This window comes from Frankia sp. AvcI1 (assembly GCF_001420875.1).
Classification (GTDB): domain Bacteria; phylum Actinomycetota; class Actinomycetes; order Frankiales; family Frankiaceae; genus Frankia; species Frankia alni.
In genome coordinates this window covers 45,917-62,767 of the sequence record NZ_LJFZ01000032.1, presented here as the reverse complement: position 1 = coordinate 62,767, position 16,851 = coordinate 45,917, and the positions used below count along the sequence as shown (strand labels likewise).

Genomic DNA, 16,851 nt, shown 5'->3' with positions numbered 1-16,851 from the left:
ATGCTGGCCAGCCTGCTGCCGGACGCGGCCGTCGCCGTCGAGGCGTTCGAGGACGACCCGAACGCCGTGCTGTTCCCCGAGGAGGCCGCGCTGCTCGCCCGCGCCGTGGACAAGCGCCGCCGGGAGTTCACCACCGCCCGGATCTGCGCGCACCGGGCGCTGTCCGGCCTCGGCCTACCGCCGGTACCGATCCTGTCGGGCGATCGCGGCGCCCCTCACTGGCCGGACGGCGTGGTCGGCAGCATCACCCACTGCGCCGGCTACCGGGCGGCGGCGGTGGCGCTCGCCGGCCGGCTGCGCACGATCGGCATCGACGCCGAACCGAACGAACCCAATCCCCAGGGCGTCACGGCGCAGATCACCGTCCCGGCCGAGGAGGGCTGGCTCGCCACCCTCACCCGGACCCTGCCCACCGTGCACTGGGACCGGCTGCTGTTCAGCGCCAAGGAGTCGGTGTACAAGGCGTGGTTCCCGCTGGCCCAGCGCTGGCTCGGCTTCGAGGACGCCGCCCTCACCATCGACCCGGGCACGGCGGCGACCACCGCCACCCCGGCCCGCGGCACGTTCACCGCCAAGCTGCTGGTGACCGGGCCGACGCTCGACGGCGGCGAGCTCACCGGCTTCGACGGCCACTGGCTCGCCGACCGCGGCCTGCTGCTCACCGCCGTCACCGTCCCGCACCTCGACGGCACGCCGGTGCCGCCGGCGCAGGCCGCACCGTGAGGCACCATCGCGGGCGCCGCCCGCTCGCGGCCGGACGACGCCGCCCCGCGGTGCGCACCGGCCCCGGCGCCTTCCCCGCCGGCCGCCGGCCGCGCACCCGAGGCCTGCAGGGCCGCAAGCCGCGGTAGGGCGCCCGGCCTTCCGCCGGCGCCGTCGTCGCCGCCCTGGCTCCGGCCGGTGCGCGGGGGCCGGTGCGCCGCGCCGGGTGTGGCCGGTCGTGCCAAGGTAGGAAGGGGCTGTGCCCATCCCCGAAGACCGCGGCGTGACGCCGCCTGTCGCCGATCCCGGCCGCTCCCCCGGCCCGCCGACCGGCCCCTCCGCCCGGACGGCGGCCGGCGAGTTCGTCCTGACGCTGTCCTGCCCCGACCGGCTCGGTATCGTCGCCGCGGTCTCCGCCTACCTCGCCGGCGTCGGTGGCAACATCGCCGACGCCGCCCAGTTCGGCGACCCCGACTCGGGCCGGTTCTTCATGCGGGTGCACGTCGCCGCCGAGGAGGCGGGGCTCACCCTGGAGGCGCTGCGGGCCGGCTTCGCCCGCGTCGCCCACCCGTTCGCGATGGACTGGGCGATCCATGACCTGGCGGTCCGCCCCCGCGTGCTGATCCTGGTCAGCCGATTCGGACACTGCCTCAACGATCTGCTCTACCGGCACAGGTCGGGGCTGCTCGACGTCGACATCCCGGCCGTCGCGTCGAACCATCCCGACTTCGCCGACCTTGTCGGCTCCTACGCCATCCCGTTCCATCACCTGCCGGTCGACCCGACCACCCGCGACCGGCAGGAACAGGGGATCCGGGAGATCATCGAACGGGAGCGGATCGACCTCGTGGTCCTCGCCCGCTACATGCAGATCCTCTCCCCCGAGCTGTGCGCGTCGCTCGCCGGCCGGGCGATCAACATCCACCACTCGTTCCTGCCGAGTTTCTCCGGCGCCCGGCCCTATCACCAGGCACACGCCCGCGGGGTGAAGCTGATCGGCGCGACCGCGCACTACGTGACCGCCGAGCTCGACGACGGCCCGATCATCGAGCAGGACGTCATCCGGGTCGATCACGCCGACGGTCCCGACCGCCTCGCCGCGCTCGGCCGCGACGTCGAGTGCCGCGCGCTCGCTCGCGCGGTGACCTGGCACGTCGAGCACCGCGTCCTCATCAGCGGCCGTCGCACGGTCGTGTTCTCCTGACCTGCCCGTTGCGCCCGCGCCCTGTTTTCCCCGCGCCGCCCGGGCGCCGAGGAATGCGCTGGACATCCCGGCGGGATGTGGTGGGATCGGCCTGTGAGCTCCCGTACCTTCCGCATCACCGTGCGCGGTGCCTTCGACGGGCTGAGCGCCGACCAGCGCGCCGAACTGCTGGCCCGGGCGGCGGAGCACGACATCCTGCAGGCCGCGTTCACACCCGAGGGCAGCCTGACCTACGACATCGCCGCCCGGCCGTTCTTCACGTTCCGCTTCCTGGCACACGGCGAGCGGGCCGAGGACCTGGCGGCGGCGACCGCCCGCGCGCAGGCGTCCGCGCAGGCCTGGCTCGCCGAGCGCGGCTACCGGCACAAGAACCTCCGGTCGCTGGCCGAGGACCTGTCCGACGCTCCGCTGGGCGCCCGCGGCCGGCGCGCCGCGACCCGCGGCGGCTGAGGGTCAGTGGCGGCTGAGGGTCAGTGGCGGCTGAGGGTCAGTGGTCGGCGGGGGCGAGGACGGCCCAGCCGAGGGAAGGTAGGCGGGCGAGGGCCTGCTCGGTGCCGGGGTGGACCAGGTCCGCCGGGCCGGCGAGAAGCCGCGTGGCGCCGGGTGCGGGGCAGTCGGCCGGGTCGTCGGCCAGGTTGAGCGCGACGAACAGGCGCTGGCCCTCGGCGCTCGCCTCGTAGACGAGCTGCTCGTTGGCCAGGTGCAGCGGACGGGTGCGGGCGGCGTGCAGCCAGGGGTGACGCCGCCGCAGGCCGACGAGGTCCTGGTGCAACCGGTAGATCGGCCAGCCGTAGGGGGCGAGCTCGTCCGCGCCGGCGGGAAACGCGGGACGAACCGCGTCGTCACCGCCGATGCGGTCCTCCTTGACGCCGACGAACGCCTGCTCGTCGCCGTAGTAGACGCTCGGGGTGCCGCCGACGGTGCACAGCACGACGAGAGCATGGGCCAGGTGCCGCGGTTCGCGCAGCCGGCTGGCGAGCCGGGTGACGTCGTGGTTGCCGACGAAGGTGAGNGGGACGAACGTGTCGAGGAAGCCGTCGTGCCGGCTCAGCGCCCAGGCCAGTTCGAACAGGTTGGCGTCGTTCAGCGAGCTCCAGATCGCCTTCCACAGCTCGTACTGGGTGACCGCGTCCAGGCCGGTGCGGCGGACGATGTCCGGGTAGTCGCCGTGGATGACCTCGCCGACCAGGTAGGCGTCCGGGTGGGCGTGACGCACCCGCGGCAGCACCCGCGCCCAGAAGTNGGCGGGGACCGCGTAGGCGGCGTCGAGCCNCCAGCCGTCGGCGCCACGGTCGAGCCAGTGGGTCATGATCTCGGTGACGTGGTCGGCGACGGCCGGGTTGTCGTGCCGCAGCGTGACCAGGCCCCCGTGGCCCTCGAAGGTGGCGTACTCGGGCCGGCCCTCCGGTCCGGTCGAGCCCGTGGGGACGAACCAGTCCGGGCGGGGTGGCGCGTCCCCGCCGCCGGGCGACGCGGCGAAGGCGGGATGCTCCCGGCCGACGTGGTTGAACACACCGTCGAGCAGGATCCGCAGCCCTCGGTCGTGGGCACGGGCGACGAGATCGTCGAAGTCGGCGTCGTCACCGAGCCGCGGATCGATCCGGAAGTGGTCGACCGTGTCGTACCCGTGGGTCGAGGACGCGAAGATCGGTCCCAGGGCGAGGCCGGACGCCCCGAGCCGCACCGCGTAGTCGAGCCAGTCGCCGATCCGGGCGAGCCCGCGGGTGGGCCGCCGGTCGGCTCCCGTGGTGTCGGCGCCGGCGAACCCGAGCGGATAGACCTGCCACCAGACCGCGTGGCGCACCCAGCCCGGCTCACCGCTCGACGACGCGGGAGACCCCGACGCGAGAGACGGGGACGCGAGAGACGGGGACGCGGGAGACGGGGACGCGGGAGACGGGGACGTGTGGGGCGGTGGCGGTTGCCGGTGGGTGGTCATGCCGACTGCTCACCGACGGTGCCCGGGTCGGTGCCGCCCGCGAGGTCGCGCAGGTCCACCGGGCGATCCGCCAGCGATTCGAGCAGGCCGGCGGCGATCCGCAGCAGGTTCACCTCGGCCGCCGTGCAGTCGTCCAGGGCCTGGGCGAGCCAGGCGTCGCGGTCCGCCATGTCACGGACGAGCGCCTCCCGCCCGACCGACGTGATCGTCAGGACCGCGGCCCGCCGGTCGCGTTCCCCGGGGCGCCGGCTGATCAGCCCAGCGGCCTGCAGCTCGGCGAACGTGCGCGACAGCGACTGCGGCTGGTGCCGCTCGGCCGCGGCGATCGCCCCCGGGGTGCTCGGGCCCAGCCGATAGAGGTGGCCGAGCACGCTCAGCTTGGTCCCGTTGAGCGCGCCGGCCGGCCGCTCCGCGCGCAGCCGGCGGCCCAGCCGGGTCACCGCCCGCCGGATCGCCGCCGCGCTCTCCACCTGTCCTGCCACCTCTCCTGCTCGCACAGTTAGCACGCTATCACTTACCATTATTTGGGCTCAGGGGGACCGTCGAATGCGTTGACCATGCGGCTCGCGCTGGCGAGAGACGGAGATTAGTTCGCTGTGACGACTATCGTCGCGGGCCGCCAGGCGGCTCGCGCCCCGGGATCACGGTCCGTCGATCGCCGAGCCGACCTGCGGGCGGCGGTGGTGACGATGGGCGCTNTGCTGGCCACCTTCGGCACGTCACTGGCGTTGCGTGCCCTGACCGGCGCGTCCGCCGGTCTCTCCGTCATCGGCGTTGTCCTCGCGCTGACGCTCAGCCGGGTCGGGCGAGGCGGTCAGGGCGGCCGGGTCGGGCAGCCCGGCCCGCGGGCCACGTGGCTGCTGCCGCTGCTCGTGACGCCGTCGGTGGCGCTGCTCGCGAGCGAGGTCGCCGACCTGTCCCGCCGGCATCGGACGGTGGGCGAGGTCCTGTTCACCGCGGCGGTCAGCGGCGCCGTCTGGACACGGCGGTTCGGGCCGGTGGGCACCCGGGCCGGCAGCCTCGCCACGCTGCCGTTCATCGCACTGCTCGTCACCCCGGTGCCGCCCGGGCAGGGCGCGGCGTCACGGCTCGATCTCGTCGCGATCGCGCTGGTCGCGATCGGCTGGGTGACGATCGGTCGACACGCCGAGGCCCGCCTGTTCGCACCAGACCAGCCCCGCCCGCCCCGCCCGCCCTACCGCCCGCCCCACCCGTCGCCCCGGCGGGATCGGCCGGCAGGGCGCAGGCGGCGACTTCCGGCGAGCACCAGGATGGCGATCCAGCTCGCGGTGGCTCTCGGGACGGCCTTCGCCGTGGGGCGCCACGTGTTCGGCGAGCACCGGTCCTGGCTCGTTCTCACCNCCTATCTGGTCCACAGCGGCAACCGCGGCCGCGGCGACGTCGCCTACCGCTGCGCGCAGCGGCTGGCCGGCGCGGCGGTCGGGACGGNGGCGNCCACCGTCGTCGCGGGCCGCTTCCCCGGCGGCGACGACACGTCGATCGTGCTCGTCTTCGTCCTGCTCGCGCTCGGGGTGTGGCTGCGCTCGGCGTCCTACGCCTACTGGACGGCATGCGTCACCGGCGTGCTCGCCCTGCTCTACGGGTACTACGGGCAGGCCGGAACGGGGCTGCTGCGGGAGCGGCTGGCCGCGGTGGCGCTGGGCGCGACGATCGGTCTGGCCGCGGCCTGGGTCGTCCTGCCCGTGCGCACGGGCGACGTCCTGCGCCGCCGGATCGCCGACCTGCTCGCCGCCCTGACGGACTATCTGGTCGTCTGCCAGACGGGCCGCAGTCACGTGCCACGCCCACGCGGCCCGGCTCCACCCGGCCCGAACAGGACGTCACCGGAGATCATGCGCGCCGCCCTCGCCGACGCGCACGACCGGCTGGAGTCCGCCTTCGACCAGCTCGCCCAGGTCGCCCCGCCGCTGCGGGCGCACCGCGCGTTGACCCGCCCACCCCACCGACTCCGCCGTCACCGCCGGCCCGGCCGGGCCCTGCGGCCAGATCGGTACGACGCCGTCGAGGCCCTGCTCGCCTGTCGACCGGCCCTACGCGCGCTGACCCGCGAGCTCGACGCCCGCGGCACCCCACCCGGCCCCGCCGCGCGCCGCGACATCGCTGGAGCGCGCACCGCCGTCGTCGAGACCCGCCGCGCCCTGGGCCGCGCCGCCGCCGCGGCCCGCCGCTGAGCCAGGTACAGCCGAGCCGCGCCGCGCCGAGCCGAGCCGCACCACCGCACCGCACCGCAACGCGCTCCCGCGTGCGACCGCGGGGCGTCACCGGTGGGTGGGGTCATGGTTCGGCGGTGAGGTCGACGGCGATCTCACCGCCGAGGGTGAAGCCGGCGCGCAGCTCCAGCGCGTCCCCGCTCCAGAACCGGCCCGGGTCGTACCAGTTCGGCGCCCGGCCGGCCGGAAGCAGACCCATCGCCTCGTAGGTGACGGCGACGACCTCGGCGCAGTAGGCGGTCCGCAGCGCCTGCGAGGACACCGCCCGGCGCGGGCGCGGGAACCGTCCGCGCAGCCAGCGCGTCGCGAGCTGGGCGGTGGACGGGAACGGCGTGCCGTCGAGGCGGGCGATCGTCCGCAGCGCGGCGTCCTCCCGTTCGGCGCCCACCACCGGTGAGAGCTGGCGCAGCCAGGCCCGCTGGCCGTAGCGGCGCGCCCAGACCTCCACGGCCGCCCGCAGGTCGTGCAGCTGCACCCCGCGGTGATGNGTGCCCGCCCAGACGTCGGGCAGCGCCTTACCCAGCTCCGCGTGCCACAGCAGCGGGGGGAGGTCGTCGAGCGCGATCGCCATGCCGACGTGGTTGACCGGGCTGTTCGTCGTCGTCTGGATGGCCCGGTCCGCCGCCGTGCGACCACGGAACAGCCACAGGTCACCGGTGCGGNCCAGCTCCAGGGCGTCGGTCAGGCCGATCCGCGCATCGGGCATGCCGACAAGCATGCCCCATCCGGGCGGGCGCGCCGTAGCCTGACGAGGTGCAGCAGCCTGGAAGGACGCGCCAGCCCGGCGGGCTGCATCTGGCCCGGTGGGGCAAGGTGCTCGGCGTCGCCGGGCTCGCGGGGGTGGCGGCGACCGGCGTCCTGGTCGCCCGCGACCATCGCCACCGCGGCGCCTACTCCCCCGACGAGATTCGCGCCCGGCTCCAGGCCCGGGTGGCCCTCGGCGCGAGCGCGCCACCCCCGACGCCCCCCGACTCGCCCGACACCGCGGCTGCGACCACGTCGATGCCGCCGGACGTCGCCGGCGAGCGGGCCGCAAGCCGGCGCGGTCGACTGGCCGGCCGGCTGCCGCGCCGCCTCAGGCGACAGCGTCCGAGGACCAGCGGCTGATCGCCCGGCCGAGATCCTCCCCGACGGCCGTGCCCGGGACGGTGTTGAGCGCGCGGTGCAGGCTGCCGAGCTGCTTGTGATGCTCGTCGAACGGGACGGCGACGGTGTGCACGCCGAACCGGGACAGCACCGGCTCGGTCCACGGCGCGCTGGCCGTCGACACCAGCGCCGCCGGTTCGTCGCCGCCCGCCGCCCAACCCCCGGAGCGCGGGCCCGGCAGGAAGAACACCCCCGCGGCGAACGCGGCGACCATCTCCGGAGCCAGCGGGCAGACGGCCAGTTCGATGCTGCGCAACGCGTCGACGAGGGTCGTCTCCCGGCTGGCCGCGCCGTGACTCTCGACGACGGCGGGCGCGTGCAGCCGGTCCGCGGCGACGAGCGCGATCCCGGGACCGAGCCCCAGCCAGTGATCCAGGTGCGGCTCGCCGGCGCGAAGCAGCTCGTCGCGGACCCGCACGACCCGGCCGAACGCGGCGAGCAGGTACGGGCGCAGCAGTCCCCACGCCGCCGGGCTGGTCCGCGCGCCGGTGCCGAGGACGGCGACGCCGTCGCAGCTGACGACATCGCCGCCGGCCAGGAACAGCGGTTCGGGCACCCGCACCTCCGCCGAGCGTCCCCGCAGGCCGCGCAGGACCGCCGCCATCACGACCGTCTCCCGGGCCCGGTCGCGGCGGCGCAGCCGGCCGACGGCGATCGCCCCGCCGAGGTCGACGTAATGGTCGCGGGGGAACATCAGCCCGGCGAGCGGGCGCAGGGCGTAGCTCTCGTCCGGTTGGTCGGGTCCGATCACGCCGCCACCGGCGCCGGGGTCGAGCAGCAGCCGGGGCTGGCGCAGTACGACCGGAGCGAGCGCCGGGACGGACCAGTCGCGCATCACGTCGCGGGCCGCCGACAGCCGGCCGTCGTCGTCGGCGCTGACGGCGCGGGCGGCCAGTTCGAGCAGGACCTCGCGGGGCAGGGCGGCGAGAATCTCCGACGGCGCGCGGGGTTCGACCCCGAGGTCGACGAGCGCCGCCCGCACGGCGGCCGACTCCGCCGCGGCCCGGACCGGATCGTAGGCGGGCCGCCCAAGCCGGAACACCGACGTCTCCACGGGCTGCACGACGGTCGGATTCTGGATGAGCACCATCGGCCCGCTCACCGCGCGCCGCCACATTTCATTTCGGCATTATGCAAGGCCGGGAACGNCCGGGCGGCCGATGCCCGCCAGCTCGTCACGTCACCGCGACGGCCCACCCGGTCAAACGCCCGTCCGCACCGCGACCGAGATAGCGGAATTTCCTTGTACGGAATACACGAAGAACAAGGGCGGGATACCGCCGACCGGGAAGTTCAGAGGACGAGCTCGCCGACGGCCCAGACGGCCGCCATGGCGACGCCCGCGACGAGTTCGACGAGCACGCCGATGCCGAACGCGACGATCGCCGCCCAGGTGGTGCCGCCCGCGGTGCGGTAGTCGCCGAGGCGGATCAGCTCCGCCACGTAGATGCCGAAGACCCCGCCGATCAGCAGCCCGAGAACCGGCACGACGAAGAAGCCGATGATCGCGCAGACGGCGCCGAGGAGCAGGCTCTGCCAGGNCACCCCCCGCCCGGCGGTGGCCCGCGCGGGCAGGACGTACTTCGTCAGTGCGCCGATCACGAACAGGGCCGTCATCAGGGCCAGCACGATCCAGCGGCCCACCCCGCCGCCGTCCGCGATCACCCACCACAGCCCCGCGCCCCAGACGAGGACCAGACCGGGCAGGACCGGCAGGACGATCCCGACCAGGCCCACGGCCATCACCACGGCCACGGCGAGCAGCTCACCGGTACTTATGGCGCGACCTCCCTCGAACTGCCTTTCCGAGAAGGTACCGGTCCCGCGACCTCCCNGGGCCCGCCTGACAAACGTGCGACCACGCAGTTCTCGTCACCTTCGCCCTGATCGCCGCCCCGTTCCCCACCTTCCCCCCGCTCCCCGTCATGACCTCGATCCCCGACCTCACCCCGACTCGCACCGCCGGAAGCCGGGGCGTTGCGGGCGGCGATGCGCCGCCCGGTCGCGGCGAGGGCGGCGCGCAGCTCCGCCGGCGAGAGCACCTCGACCCCGTCGCCGAGCGCCGACAACTGGGACAGCGCCACCTCCGGACCCTCGGTGGCCAGCTCCACCACCCGCCAGCCGTCGCCGTCCGGCGGCGAGGCGCCGGCGAGGGCAGCGCGGGCGGCGACCGGGTCGACGGCGTGCCGCAGGCCGCGCAACCCCGCCGGGGACAGCCGCAGCCGGCAGGTCCAGCGCAGCAGGGAGCGGGCGAACTCGTCGCTGCCCGCCCGCCACCAGGCGGCGAGGTCGAAGCCGTCCGGCCGGTCGAACGTCTCGGCCCGCAGGTTGGCCTGGGAGATCCGCCCGACCCGGTAGCTGCGGACGTCGCCCCGGTGGCGGGCCGCCAGGTACCAGGTGCCCGCCTTGCAGACCAGCCCGAGCGGATCGACCCGCCGCGCCACCCCCCGCCCCGCCTCCTCGCCGGCCGCACCCGCCGCACCCGCCGCACCCGCCGCACCCGCTGCACCCGCTGCACCCGCTGCACCCGCTGCACCCGCTGCACCCGCTGCACCCGCTGCACCCGCCGGATCGTCGCCGACGCGGGCGTAGCGCAGATCGACGCGGCGCCCGGCCCACACCGCCTCGGCGAGCGTGGCCAGGTGCGGCACGGCCTCCTCGCGGTGGAACCAGCCCGGCGCGTCGAGCAGGAACCGCTGGCGGACCTGCCCCGCCTGGACGCGGGGCCGCGGCGGCAGCGTGGCCAGGACCTTCGTGCGCGCGGCCGCGGCGATCCCGGCAAGCCCCAGCCCGGCGAGCACCTCGGGCCCGGCGCCGATCAGCAGCAGGGCCGCCGCCTCGTCGCCGGTGAGCCCGTCGAGGCTGGTCCGCCAGCCGTCCATCAGCCGCACCCCGCCGGCCCGCCCCGGCTCGGTCCACAGCGGCACGCCGGCGTCCTGCAACGCCGCGATGTCACGGTGCACCGTGCGGACGGACACCTCCAGCTCGGCGGCCAGCTGCGCCGCCGTCGCCCGCCGCACGGCCTGCAGATGCAGCAGCAACGCGGTCAACCGGCTCGATCGCACCCCGGGATGCTAGGCCGAAAACCATGACGGCGGATGGCAGGGTTGCACCGCAGGATGGCCGGGTGACGACATCCACGACCTCATCCACGAACTCGTCCACGAACTCCTGGCGCGACGTCGAGACCGCCCACCCCACCCTCGCCGACGCCGTCCGCACCCGCTTCGAGGCGTTCCGTCATCACATCCTGGCGACGATCCGCGCGGACGGCTCCCCGCGCACCAGCGGCATCGAGGTCACGTTCCGCGCCGGCGAACTGTGGCTCGGCAGCATGCCCGACGCCCGCAAGTCCCGCGACCTGCGCCGCGACCCCCGCTTCGCGCTGTGCGCCAACCCCGGCCCCGGCACCGACATGGCCGGCGGCGACGTCCGGATCTCCGGCCTCGCCCGCTGGGTCGACGACCCGGCCACCCTGGCCCACTTCGCCGCCGAGGTGTCGCCCCCCGAGCCGTTCGACCTGTTCCGCGTCGAGCTCACCGAGATCGTCCGCACCACCGTCGACGAACCCGCCGAGGAGATCATCCTGACAAGCTGGCGCCCCGGCTACCCGGCCCTGCGCCTCCAACGCCGCGGCAACGGCCCCGCCGCAATACTCGACAGCTGGGCAGAAGCAGACACCTGACCAGCTTGGCCGGCGCCCCTTCCGGTTCGGCCTCCCGGGTCGGCCTCCCGGGTCGGCCGAGGCCTGCGCAGCCGTCACCACCACCGCGAAAAGTAGTTGCCGGGACCGTGGGCGCCGGCCGAGGGTGTTCCGATGATGGTTCGCCGGGAGATCGCCGGGGATGCGGCAGCGATTCGTACCGTGGTGGGCACGGNGTTCGCCCGACCGGCCGAACAGGACCTGCTTCCGGCCGAGGTCACCCTCGTGGACGAGCTTCGTGCCAGCGCCGCGTGGATACCCGCGCTCTCGCTCGTCGCGACCACCGCCGCGGGCGAGATCATCGGCCAGGTCCTGTGCACCCGCGCCGCGGTCGACCTCAGCCCGGTACTCGCCCTCGGGCCGCTCAGNGTCCGGCCCGACCATCAGCGACGCGGCGTCGGTCACGCGCTCATGCATGCCATGCTCGGCGCCGCCGACGCCCTCGGCGAGCCGCTGGTCGGTCTGCTCGGCGACCCAGGCTACTACTCCCGCTTCGGTTTCCGTCCCAGCGACGCCTGCGGCATCACCGCACCGCAACCCGCGTGGGGTGCGCATTTCCAGATACGGACCCTCACCGCGCACGGCCCCTCGCCACGCGGACGGTTCAGCTATCCCGAGGCCTTCGACTCGGTGTGATCCGCCGATGTGACCCGCCGGGAGATGCAGGCAAAACAGGCCGCAAGCGGCTCGATCGGCGGTGGGTTCCGCGGAACCACCCCTGATCGGATGGTCCTGACTGTTTCGGCGCGCCGCGGGAGCACGTCAACATCGTTGATTATCATGGTGGCATCGACGACATCGAGCAGGATCAGCCGGGCGGGGCGGAACCCGGCGATGAACCCACGCCGCCCGAGGGCCCGGCAGATGAGGACAGCGCGGCCGAAGACGGCGACCCCGCGGCCGACGATGCCCCGGCCGACGATGCCCCGGCCGACGGAGCGCGGCGGGGCCGGCGGGGCAGGTCGCGGCGGACGCCGCGGGGGACGTTGTCGCGGGAGGTGCTGATGGCGGCGGCGATGGAGGTCGTCGACACCAACGGCGCGGGGGCGTTCAGCATGCGGGCGCTCGGCGGGTTCCTCGACTGCGACCCGACGGCGATGTACCGGCATTTCGCCACCAAGAACGCCCTGCTCGACGCGCTCGTCGACAGCGTCGTCCGGGACGGGGTCGCGGACCTGCCGGAGAGCGACGACCCGCGCGCCGACATCCGCGCGAACTTCCGCCAGCTCCGCCGCTCGCTGCTGGCCCACCCGACGCTGGCCCCGCTGGTGCTGCGCCGCCCGCCGGGCGTCGGCGCCTACTGGGAGCGTTCCGACCACGCCGTCGCCCAGCTCCACCGCGCCGNCATGGACCCGGCGGATGCGGCCAACGTCTACCAGACGCTGCTGTTCTACACCCTCGGCCACACCCTGTCGGAGGCCCGCCAGCTCGCCCGCGCGGTGGAGAAGGAGGGGGCCGGCGCCCGCGGTGGGCCGGTGNCGCAGGTGCGCCCGCCGGCGGAGCTCCATCCGGACCTGTCCGACGTCGCCCCGCACCTGCGGGAGGACAACGAGGCGCAGTTCCTCGCCGGGCTCGACCTGATCCTGCGCGACCTACCCCGATAGGCGTCGCCCGATCGTCGCCCTCCGCCGTGGCGGCGGGCTCATGGCGGGCCCACGATCGGCGGCGGGACGTCCCGGGCACGGGCGGCCTACCCCGCGGCGGGTACCCCGTGACGGTTACGGGCCGGCGCGGCCTTGCTACGGTACGAGCGAGCCCGTGGCCCCGAGCCGCCCGCGCAAAAAGCCCCAGATTCTCACGGTGGGCCGCCGCGGCGCCACCCGCGGGTGAACCGCGGACGGCGGGACGTCGGCGGCCCCGCCGGCGGGCGCCCCCGGCGCCGGCGGCGGGTCGCGCGATCGGCGCCGCGGGCCGGCCTGACGACGCCGACGACGACGACGACGAACGAAGACGACGAGATCGGAGCACCGGATGAGGTTGCTCGACGGGCGGTCCATGGCCGCCGAGATCGGCCGGTACGTGATCGACGAGGCGGAGCGGCTGATGCTGGCCGGCAAGACGCCGACGCTGGCCGTGGTCCTGCCGAACGCGGATCCGGCCGCCCGCTCCTACACCCACATCATCGAACGGACCGCCGGCAAGGTCGGGGTCCGCTGCGAGCCGCACGAGGCCACCGCCGGGCCGGCGGCGCTGCTCGACATGGTCGACGCGCTGGCCGCCGACCCGCTGGTCGACGGGATCATCGTCCAGACGCCGCTGCCCGCGCAGCTGAGCTCCCGGGAGGTCGGCGAGCACATCCCCGTCGCCAAGGACGTCGACGGGATGAACCCGGAGAGCCTGGGTCGGCTCGCCCTGGGACTGCCGGGCTTCGCCCCGGCGACCGCCGCCGCGGTGGTGGAGATCCTCACCCGCGCCCGCATCCCGATGGCCGGCGCCCGGGTGTGCGTCATCGGCCGCGGGCCGGTCGTCGGCAAGCCGGTCTCGCTGCTCCTGCTCGCGGAGGACGCGACCGTCACCGTCTGCCATTCCCACACGAAGGACCTGGTGACGATCGCGCACGAGGCCGACATCATCGTGTCCGCCACGGGGGTGCCGGGCCTCGTCGGTGCCGGGTTCGTCCGGCCGGGGGCGACGGTCATCGACGTCGGCACCGCGGTCACCGCCGCCGGCCAGGTCGGCGACGTCGACGCCGCGGCCATCGCCTCCGTCGCCGGTGCCCTCACGCCGGTGCCGGGCGGAGTCGGCCCGGTGACCACCATGCTGCTGCTGCGCAACACGATCCGAGCCGCCCGCGCCGACTGACGGCGTGCTCCGCACGGCTACGCCGGGGCGCACAGCGGGTCGGCGAGGCGGACCCGGTTGCGGCCATCGGCCTTCGCCCGGTACAGGGCGGTGTCGGCGCGGGCGATGAGCGCGGACAGGTCGCCGGACGAGCCGTCCTGGGTCGCGACGCCCACGGACACCGTGACCGACAGCGGAGGGCACCCGTCGAACCGGCAGCGGGTGCCGGCGACCTGGCTGCGGATCCGCTCGGCGATGTCGAGGGCGTGCTCCCGTCCGGCCTCGGTGAGCAGGATGACGAACTCCTCGCCGCCGAAGCGGCCGACGAGGTCCCGCGGCCGGGCCGTGGCCCGCAGCGTGTCCGCGACGGCGAGCAGGATGACGTCCCCGATGAGGTGGCCGAAACGGTCGTTGACCCGCTTGAAATGGTCGATGTCGACGAGCAGCACCGACAGCGGTCGCCCGGCGCGGGCCGCCCGGCCGATCTCGCGCTCGGCGACCTGGCGCCAGTAGGCGGCATTGGCCAGGCGCGTCTTCGCGTCCGAGCGGGCGGCGAGCAGCAGGTCGGCGTGCAGCAGGCTGCGTTGCAGCAGCAGTACCGGCGGGGTCACGGCCAGCATGAGGAACGGGCTCGCCGCCCACAGCACCGCCACCACGATCGACGAGCAGATCTCGGCGGCCCGCGCCGGCACCAGCTCGCGTCGGGCGCGCCGCGGCGCCCGCGCGGGGGGCCCGGCCGGGCGGTGGACGCCGGCGCCGGGCAGCCCGGCCGGGCCGTGGACGCCGGCGCCGGCCGGCGCTCCCCCGAGCCACGCGTCGAGGCCGTCGCCCCGGCCCGCTCGGGCCATCCCGACCCCGGGCAGGCTGGCGACCAGTGGGTACACGGCCACCGCGGCCAGAAACGCCAGCGCCGCGGAACCCGAGCCGACCAGGCCCTCGACGGTGAACGGCCCCGTGGTCGGGCTGAGCAGCAGGTGCACGCTGGATGCGCAGAAGCCGGCGATGCCCAGCGCCGCGGCATGGAACACCCGCAGGTGCGGCGGGCGAATCGGGTCGGCACGGCCGGCCAGCCAGCACAGCGGCAGGCCGATCACCGTCGGGTAGAACGGCGGCAGCAGGACGGCGACGGCCACGGTCCAGGTGGCGAGCAGGTCGTGCCGGGCGGCCGGGGAGACGGTGAGGTCGGCTCCCAGCCGCCCGGACACGACCACCGCGAACCCCCCGAGGGCGACGAACGCGGCGAACGCGAGCACGTCGACCCAGCGTGGCCGCAGCCCGGTGATCGCGACGCCGACCAGGGCGGCCCAGCACAGCGTGACCCCCACGACCCGGCGCACGACCGTCCGCGGCGCACGCCACAGCATCCAGCCCCGTCCGACCAGCTGCGGCAGCACCCGGCACGGCCGGGGTGGTCGGGGTGGTCGGTCCCCACCGGCCCGCGACCGCCGTCCCCGGCCGATCCGCGGGCCGCCGTTGCCAGGGCCCTCACCCCGGGAGCCCCCCTCATCCCGGGAGCCCCCGCCCCGGGAGCCACCGCCCCGGGAGCCACCGCCCCGGGAGCCACCGCCCCGGGAGCCGCCGGGAAGGCCGAGGCCGGCCATGCGCAGCGCCGGCGGACAGGCGACGGGCCGACCGGCGGGCGGTGGGCAGGCGGCGGGCGGGCGCGGGGGGCGCAGCCGCAGCCGTCGCCACGCCCGGCGGGCGCCGCCCAGCAGGACGCGACCCGGGCGGCGTGACAGTCGTAGGCGTAACGGCATTGGCGGATGGCCTTCCTCGTTCTCGTCCGCGGCCGTGGTGGGCCGGAACCGCCCGGTGAATCCAACCTCGTCGTTGCTACTCACAGTGAATCGTTGAGAACGAAGAGTACGAAGACGTTCGCGTCATTCGCAACCGCCGCAATGGCGCGGCTAACTGCTCCGCGTCGGCGACCGGCCGCAATCCTCCGCCCCGGCGGGCCCCGAACTCGTTCCGGAAATGGCATCTGACCTGCGACGACGAATGGGTTGACGAAAGGGCCCGCAGCGGGGCCCACCGGTCGCCGTCCACTCCATGACGCCCGCGGAGAGACCACACACGACACGCCCGGGAAACGGCATGGCTCCGCGTCTGGGACCAGTGTCGGCCGAGCCGCGGACCAGTCGAGGACCAGTTCCTCAGGTGGTGCGGGCGACCGCCTCGACCATCGCATCGGTCAGGGTGGCGACGTCCGCCGGCGACGTGATGAACGGCGGCATCGTGTAGACCAGCCGGCCGAAGGGCCGCACCCAGACGCCGAGCTCCACCAGCAGCGGCTGGATCACCGCCATGTCGACCGGGTCCCGCGTCTCGATCACGCCGATGGCGCCGAGCACCCGCACGTCGGCCACCCCCGCCAGCTCCGCCGCCGGGGCGAGGCCCGCGGCGAGCCCCGCGGAGATCTCCGCGACCCGGTCCCGCCACGGCGAGGACAGCAGCAGCTCGACGCTGGCGTTCGCCACGGCGCTCGCCAGCGGGTTGGCCATGAACGTCGGGCCGTGCATGAACGCCCCGGCAGGCGAGTCGGACACGCCGGCGGCCACCTCGTCGGTGCACAGCGTCGCGGCCATCGACAGGTAGCCGCCCGTCAGCGCCTTGCCGACGCACATGATGTCCGGGCTGATCCCGGCGTGGTCGCAGCCGAACAGTTCCCCCGACCGGCCGAAGCCGACGGCGATCTCGTCCGCGATGAGCAGCACCCCGTGGTGGTCNCACAGCTCGCGGACCCGGGCGAGCCAGCCGGGGGCGTAGAAGCTCATGGCGCCGGTGCCCTGCACCACCGGTTCGAGGATGACCGCGGCGACCTCGTGGGCGTGCCGGGCGAACAGCCGCTCGAACTCGGCGACGTCTGCGTCCTCGCACGGCTCGTCGTAGGCGCACCTCGGCGCCGGGGCGAACAGGTGGCGCGGCAGGAGCTGGCTGAACAGGTGGTGCATCCCGGCGTCCGGGTCGCAGACGGACATCGCCCCGGAGGTGTCGCCGTGGTACCCGCGCCGGATGGTCAGCAGCCGGGTCCGCTCGGGCCGGCCCCGACCGGTCCAGTACTGCAACGCCATCTTGATGGCCACCTCGACCGCGACGGATCCCGAGTCGCAGAGGAACACCCGGCGCAGCGGCTCCGGGGTGATCN

General features: G+C 75.1%; 13 protein-coding genes and 9 pseudogenes. 11 read left to right on the top strand and 11 right to left on the bottom strand.

The genetic code is table 11. The features are described 5' to 3' along the window. From UK94_RS25990 to UK94_RS25980, 3 genes are all read left to right on the top strand, one after another. On the top strand, window positions 1-723 hold the full coding sequence (locus UK94_RS25990) for a 4'-phosphopantetheinyl transferase superfamily protein (RefSeq protein ID WP_011603476.1): 723 nt from the start codon (window positions 1-3) through the stop codon (window positions 721-723). A 238-nt stretch (window positions 724-961) separates the two neighbouring features. Beyond that, window positions 962-1,906: a formyltetrahydrofolate deformylase gene (gene purU / locus UK94_RS25985; protein WP_011603475.1), complete on the top strand. Its 945-nt coding sequence runs from the start codon at window positions 962-964 to the stop codon at window positions 1,904-1,906. A 93-nt stretch (window positions 1,907-1,999) separates the two neighbouring features. Continuing rightward, window positions 2,000-2,356, top strand: coding sequence for a DUF6204 family protein (locus tag UK94_RS25980; protein ID WP_011603474.1), 357 nt, complete (start codon window positions 2,000-2,002; stop codon window positions 2,354-2,356). Window positions 2,357-2,393: 37 nt separating this feature from the next. On the opposite strand, the pseudogene UK94_RS65800 reads toward UK94_RS25980, so the two are convergent. From UK94_RS65800 to UK94_RS25970, 4 genes and pseudogenes are all read right to left on the bottom strand, one after another. Continuing rightward, window positions 2,394-2,918: pseudogene (locus UK94_RS65800) on the bottom strand (alpha-amylase family glycosyl hydrolase); the annotation flags it as partial. A gap of 1 nt (window position 2,919) precedes the next feature. Beyond that, window positions 2,920-3,148, bottom strand: a pseudogene (locus UK94_RS65795) (alpha-amylase); the annotation flags it as partial. Between the two features lie 31 nt (window positions 3,149-3,179). Further along, a partial coding sequence (locus tag UK94_RS65785) for an alpha-amylase family glycosyl hydrolase (protein ID WP_268761626.1) occupies window positions 3,180-3,710 on the bottom strand: 531 nt, incomplete at its 3' end. A 131-nt stretch (window positions 3,711-3,841) separates the two neighbouring features. Beyond that, window positions 3,842-4,327 (bottom strand): MarR family transcriptional regulator, encoded by a 486-nt coding sequence (locus UK94_RS25970; protein WP_197537256.1) that lies wholly within the window; start codon window positions 4,325-4,327, stop codon window positions 3,842-3,844. Window positions 4,328-6,829: 2,502 nt separating this feature from the next. Between UK94_RS25970 and UK94_RS25955 the strand changes: the two genes are divergently transcribed. Further along, window positions 6,830-7,183 (top strand): hypothetical protein, encoded by a 354-nt coding sequence (locus tag UK94_RS25955; protein WP_235489916.1) that lies wholly within the window; start codon window positions 6,830-6,832, stop codon window positions 7,181-7,183. Here UK94_RS25955 and UK94_RS25950 read toward each other — a convergent pair. The 4 genes and pseudogenes from UK94_RS25950 to UK94_RS25940 form a co-directional block, all read right to left on the bottom strand. Continuing rightward, window positions 7,152-8,324, bottom strand: a complete 1,173-nt coding sequence (locus UK94_RS25950) for an arginine deiminase family protein (RefSeq protein WP_235489913.1) — start codon at window positions 8,322-8,324, stop codon at window positions 7,152-7,154. The two genes, UK94_RS25955 and UK94_RS25950, sit on opposite strands and share 32 nt — an antisense overlap. A gap of 191 nt (window positions 8,325-8,515) precedes the next feature. Beyond that, window positions 8,516-8,763 (bottom strand): annotated as a pseudogene (locus UK94_RS65780) (DUF456 domain-containing protein); the annotation flags it as partial. A 1-nt stretch (window position 8,764) separates the two neighbouring features. Continuing rightward, on the bottom strand, window positions 8,765-8,965 hold a 201-nt coding region (locus UK94_RS65775), incomplete at its 3' end, for a DUF456 family protein (RefSeq protein ID WP_235489949.1). 92 nt (window positions 8,966-9,057) lie between these two features. After that, the coding region (locus tag UK94_RS25940) for a WYL domain-containing protein (RefSeq protein ID WP_235489910.1) at window positions 9,058-10,287 on the bottom strand (1,230 nt) is incomplete at its 3' end. A 62-nt stretch (window positions 10,288-10,349) separates the two neighbouring features. Here UK94_RS25940 and UK94_RS25935 point away from each other — a divergent pair. The 7 genes and pseudogenes from UK94_RS25935 (at window position 10,350) to UK94_RS25920 (ending at window position 13,727) form a co-directional block, all read left to right on the top strand. Continuing rightward, the gene (locus tag UK94_RS25935) at window positions 10,350-10,907 is read left to right on the top strand and encodes a pyridoxamine 5'-phosphate oxidase family protein (protein ID WP_055751903.1); all 558 of its coding nucleotides are present in this window, start codon (window positions 10,350-10,352) and stop codon (window positions 10,905-10,907) included. 243 nt (window positions 10,908-11,150) lie between these two features. Beyond that, window positions 11,151-11,293: pseudogene (locus UK94_RS65770) on the top strand (GNAT family N-acetyltransferase); the annotation flags it as partial. 1 nt (window position 11,294) lies between these two features. Further along, the coding region (locus UK94_RS65765; protein WP_235489907.1) for a GNAT family N-acetyltransferase at window positions 11,295-11,561 on the top strand (267 nt) is incomplete at its 5' end. Between the two features lie 368 nt (window positions 11,562-11,929). After that, window positions 11,930-12,269, top strand: a pseudogene (locus tag UK94_RS65760) (TetR family transcriptional regulator); the annotation flags it as partial. 1 nt (window position 12,270) lies between these two features. Further along, window positions 12,271-12,403, top strand: a pseudogene (locus UK94_RS65755) (TetR/AcrR family transcriptional regulator); the annotation flags it as partial. A gap of 1 nt (window position 12,404) precedes the next feature. Next, window positions 12,405-12,529: pseudogene (locus UK94_RS65750) on the top strand (TetR/AcrR family transcriptional regulator); the annotation flags it as partial. 367 nt (window positions 12,530-12,896) lie between these two features. Continuing rightward, window positions 12,897-13,727 (top strand): bifunctional 5,10-methylenetetrahydrofolate dehydrogenase/5,10-methenyltetrahydrofolate cyclohydrolase, encoded by an 831-nt coding sequence (locus UK94_RS25920; RefSeq protein WP_011603462.1) that lies wholly within the window; start codon window positions 12,897-12,899, stop codon window positions 13,725-13,727. Between the two features lie 17 nt (window positions 13,728-13,744). Here the strand turns inward: UK94_RS25920 and UK94_RS25915 are convergent, their stop codons facing one another. The 3 genes and pseudogenes from UK94_RS25915 to UK94_RS65740 form a co-directional block, all read right to left on the bottom strand. After that, window positions 13,745-15,100 carry a GGDEF domain-containing protein gene (locus tag UK94_RS25915; RefSeq protein WP_235489904.1) on the bottom strand — a complete coding sequence of 452 codons (1,356 nt, stop codon included), beginning with the start codon at window positions 15,098-15,100 and terminating at the stop codon, window positions 13,745-13,747. A 759-nt stretch (window positions 15,101-15,859) separates the two neighbouring features. Continuing rightward, window positions 15,860-16,432 (bottom strand): annotated as a pseudogene (locus UK94_RS65745) (aminotransferase class III-fold pyridoxal phosphate-dependent enzyme); the annotation flags it as partial. 1 nt (window position 16,433) lies between these two features. Continuing rightward, window positions 16,434-16,850: pseudogene (locus UK94_RS65740) on the bottom strand (aminotransferase class III-fold pyridoxal phosphate-dependent enzyme); the annotation flags it as partial. Window position 16,851 lies beyond the last annotated feature (1 nt).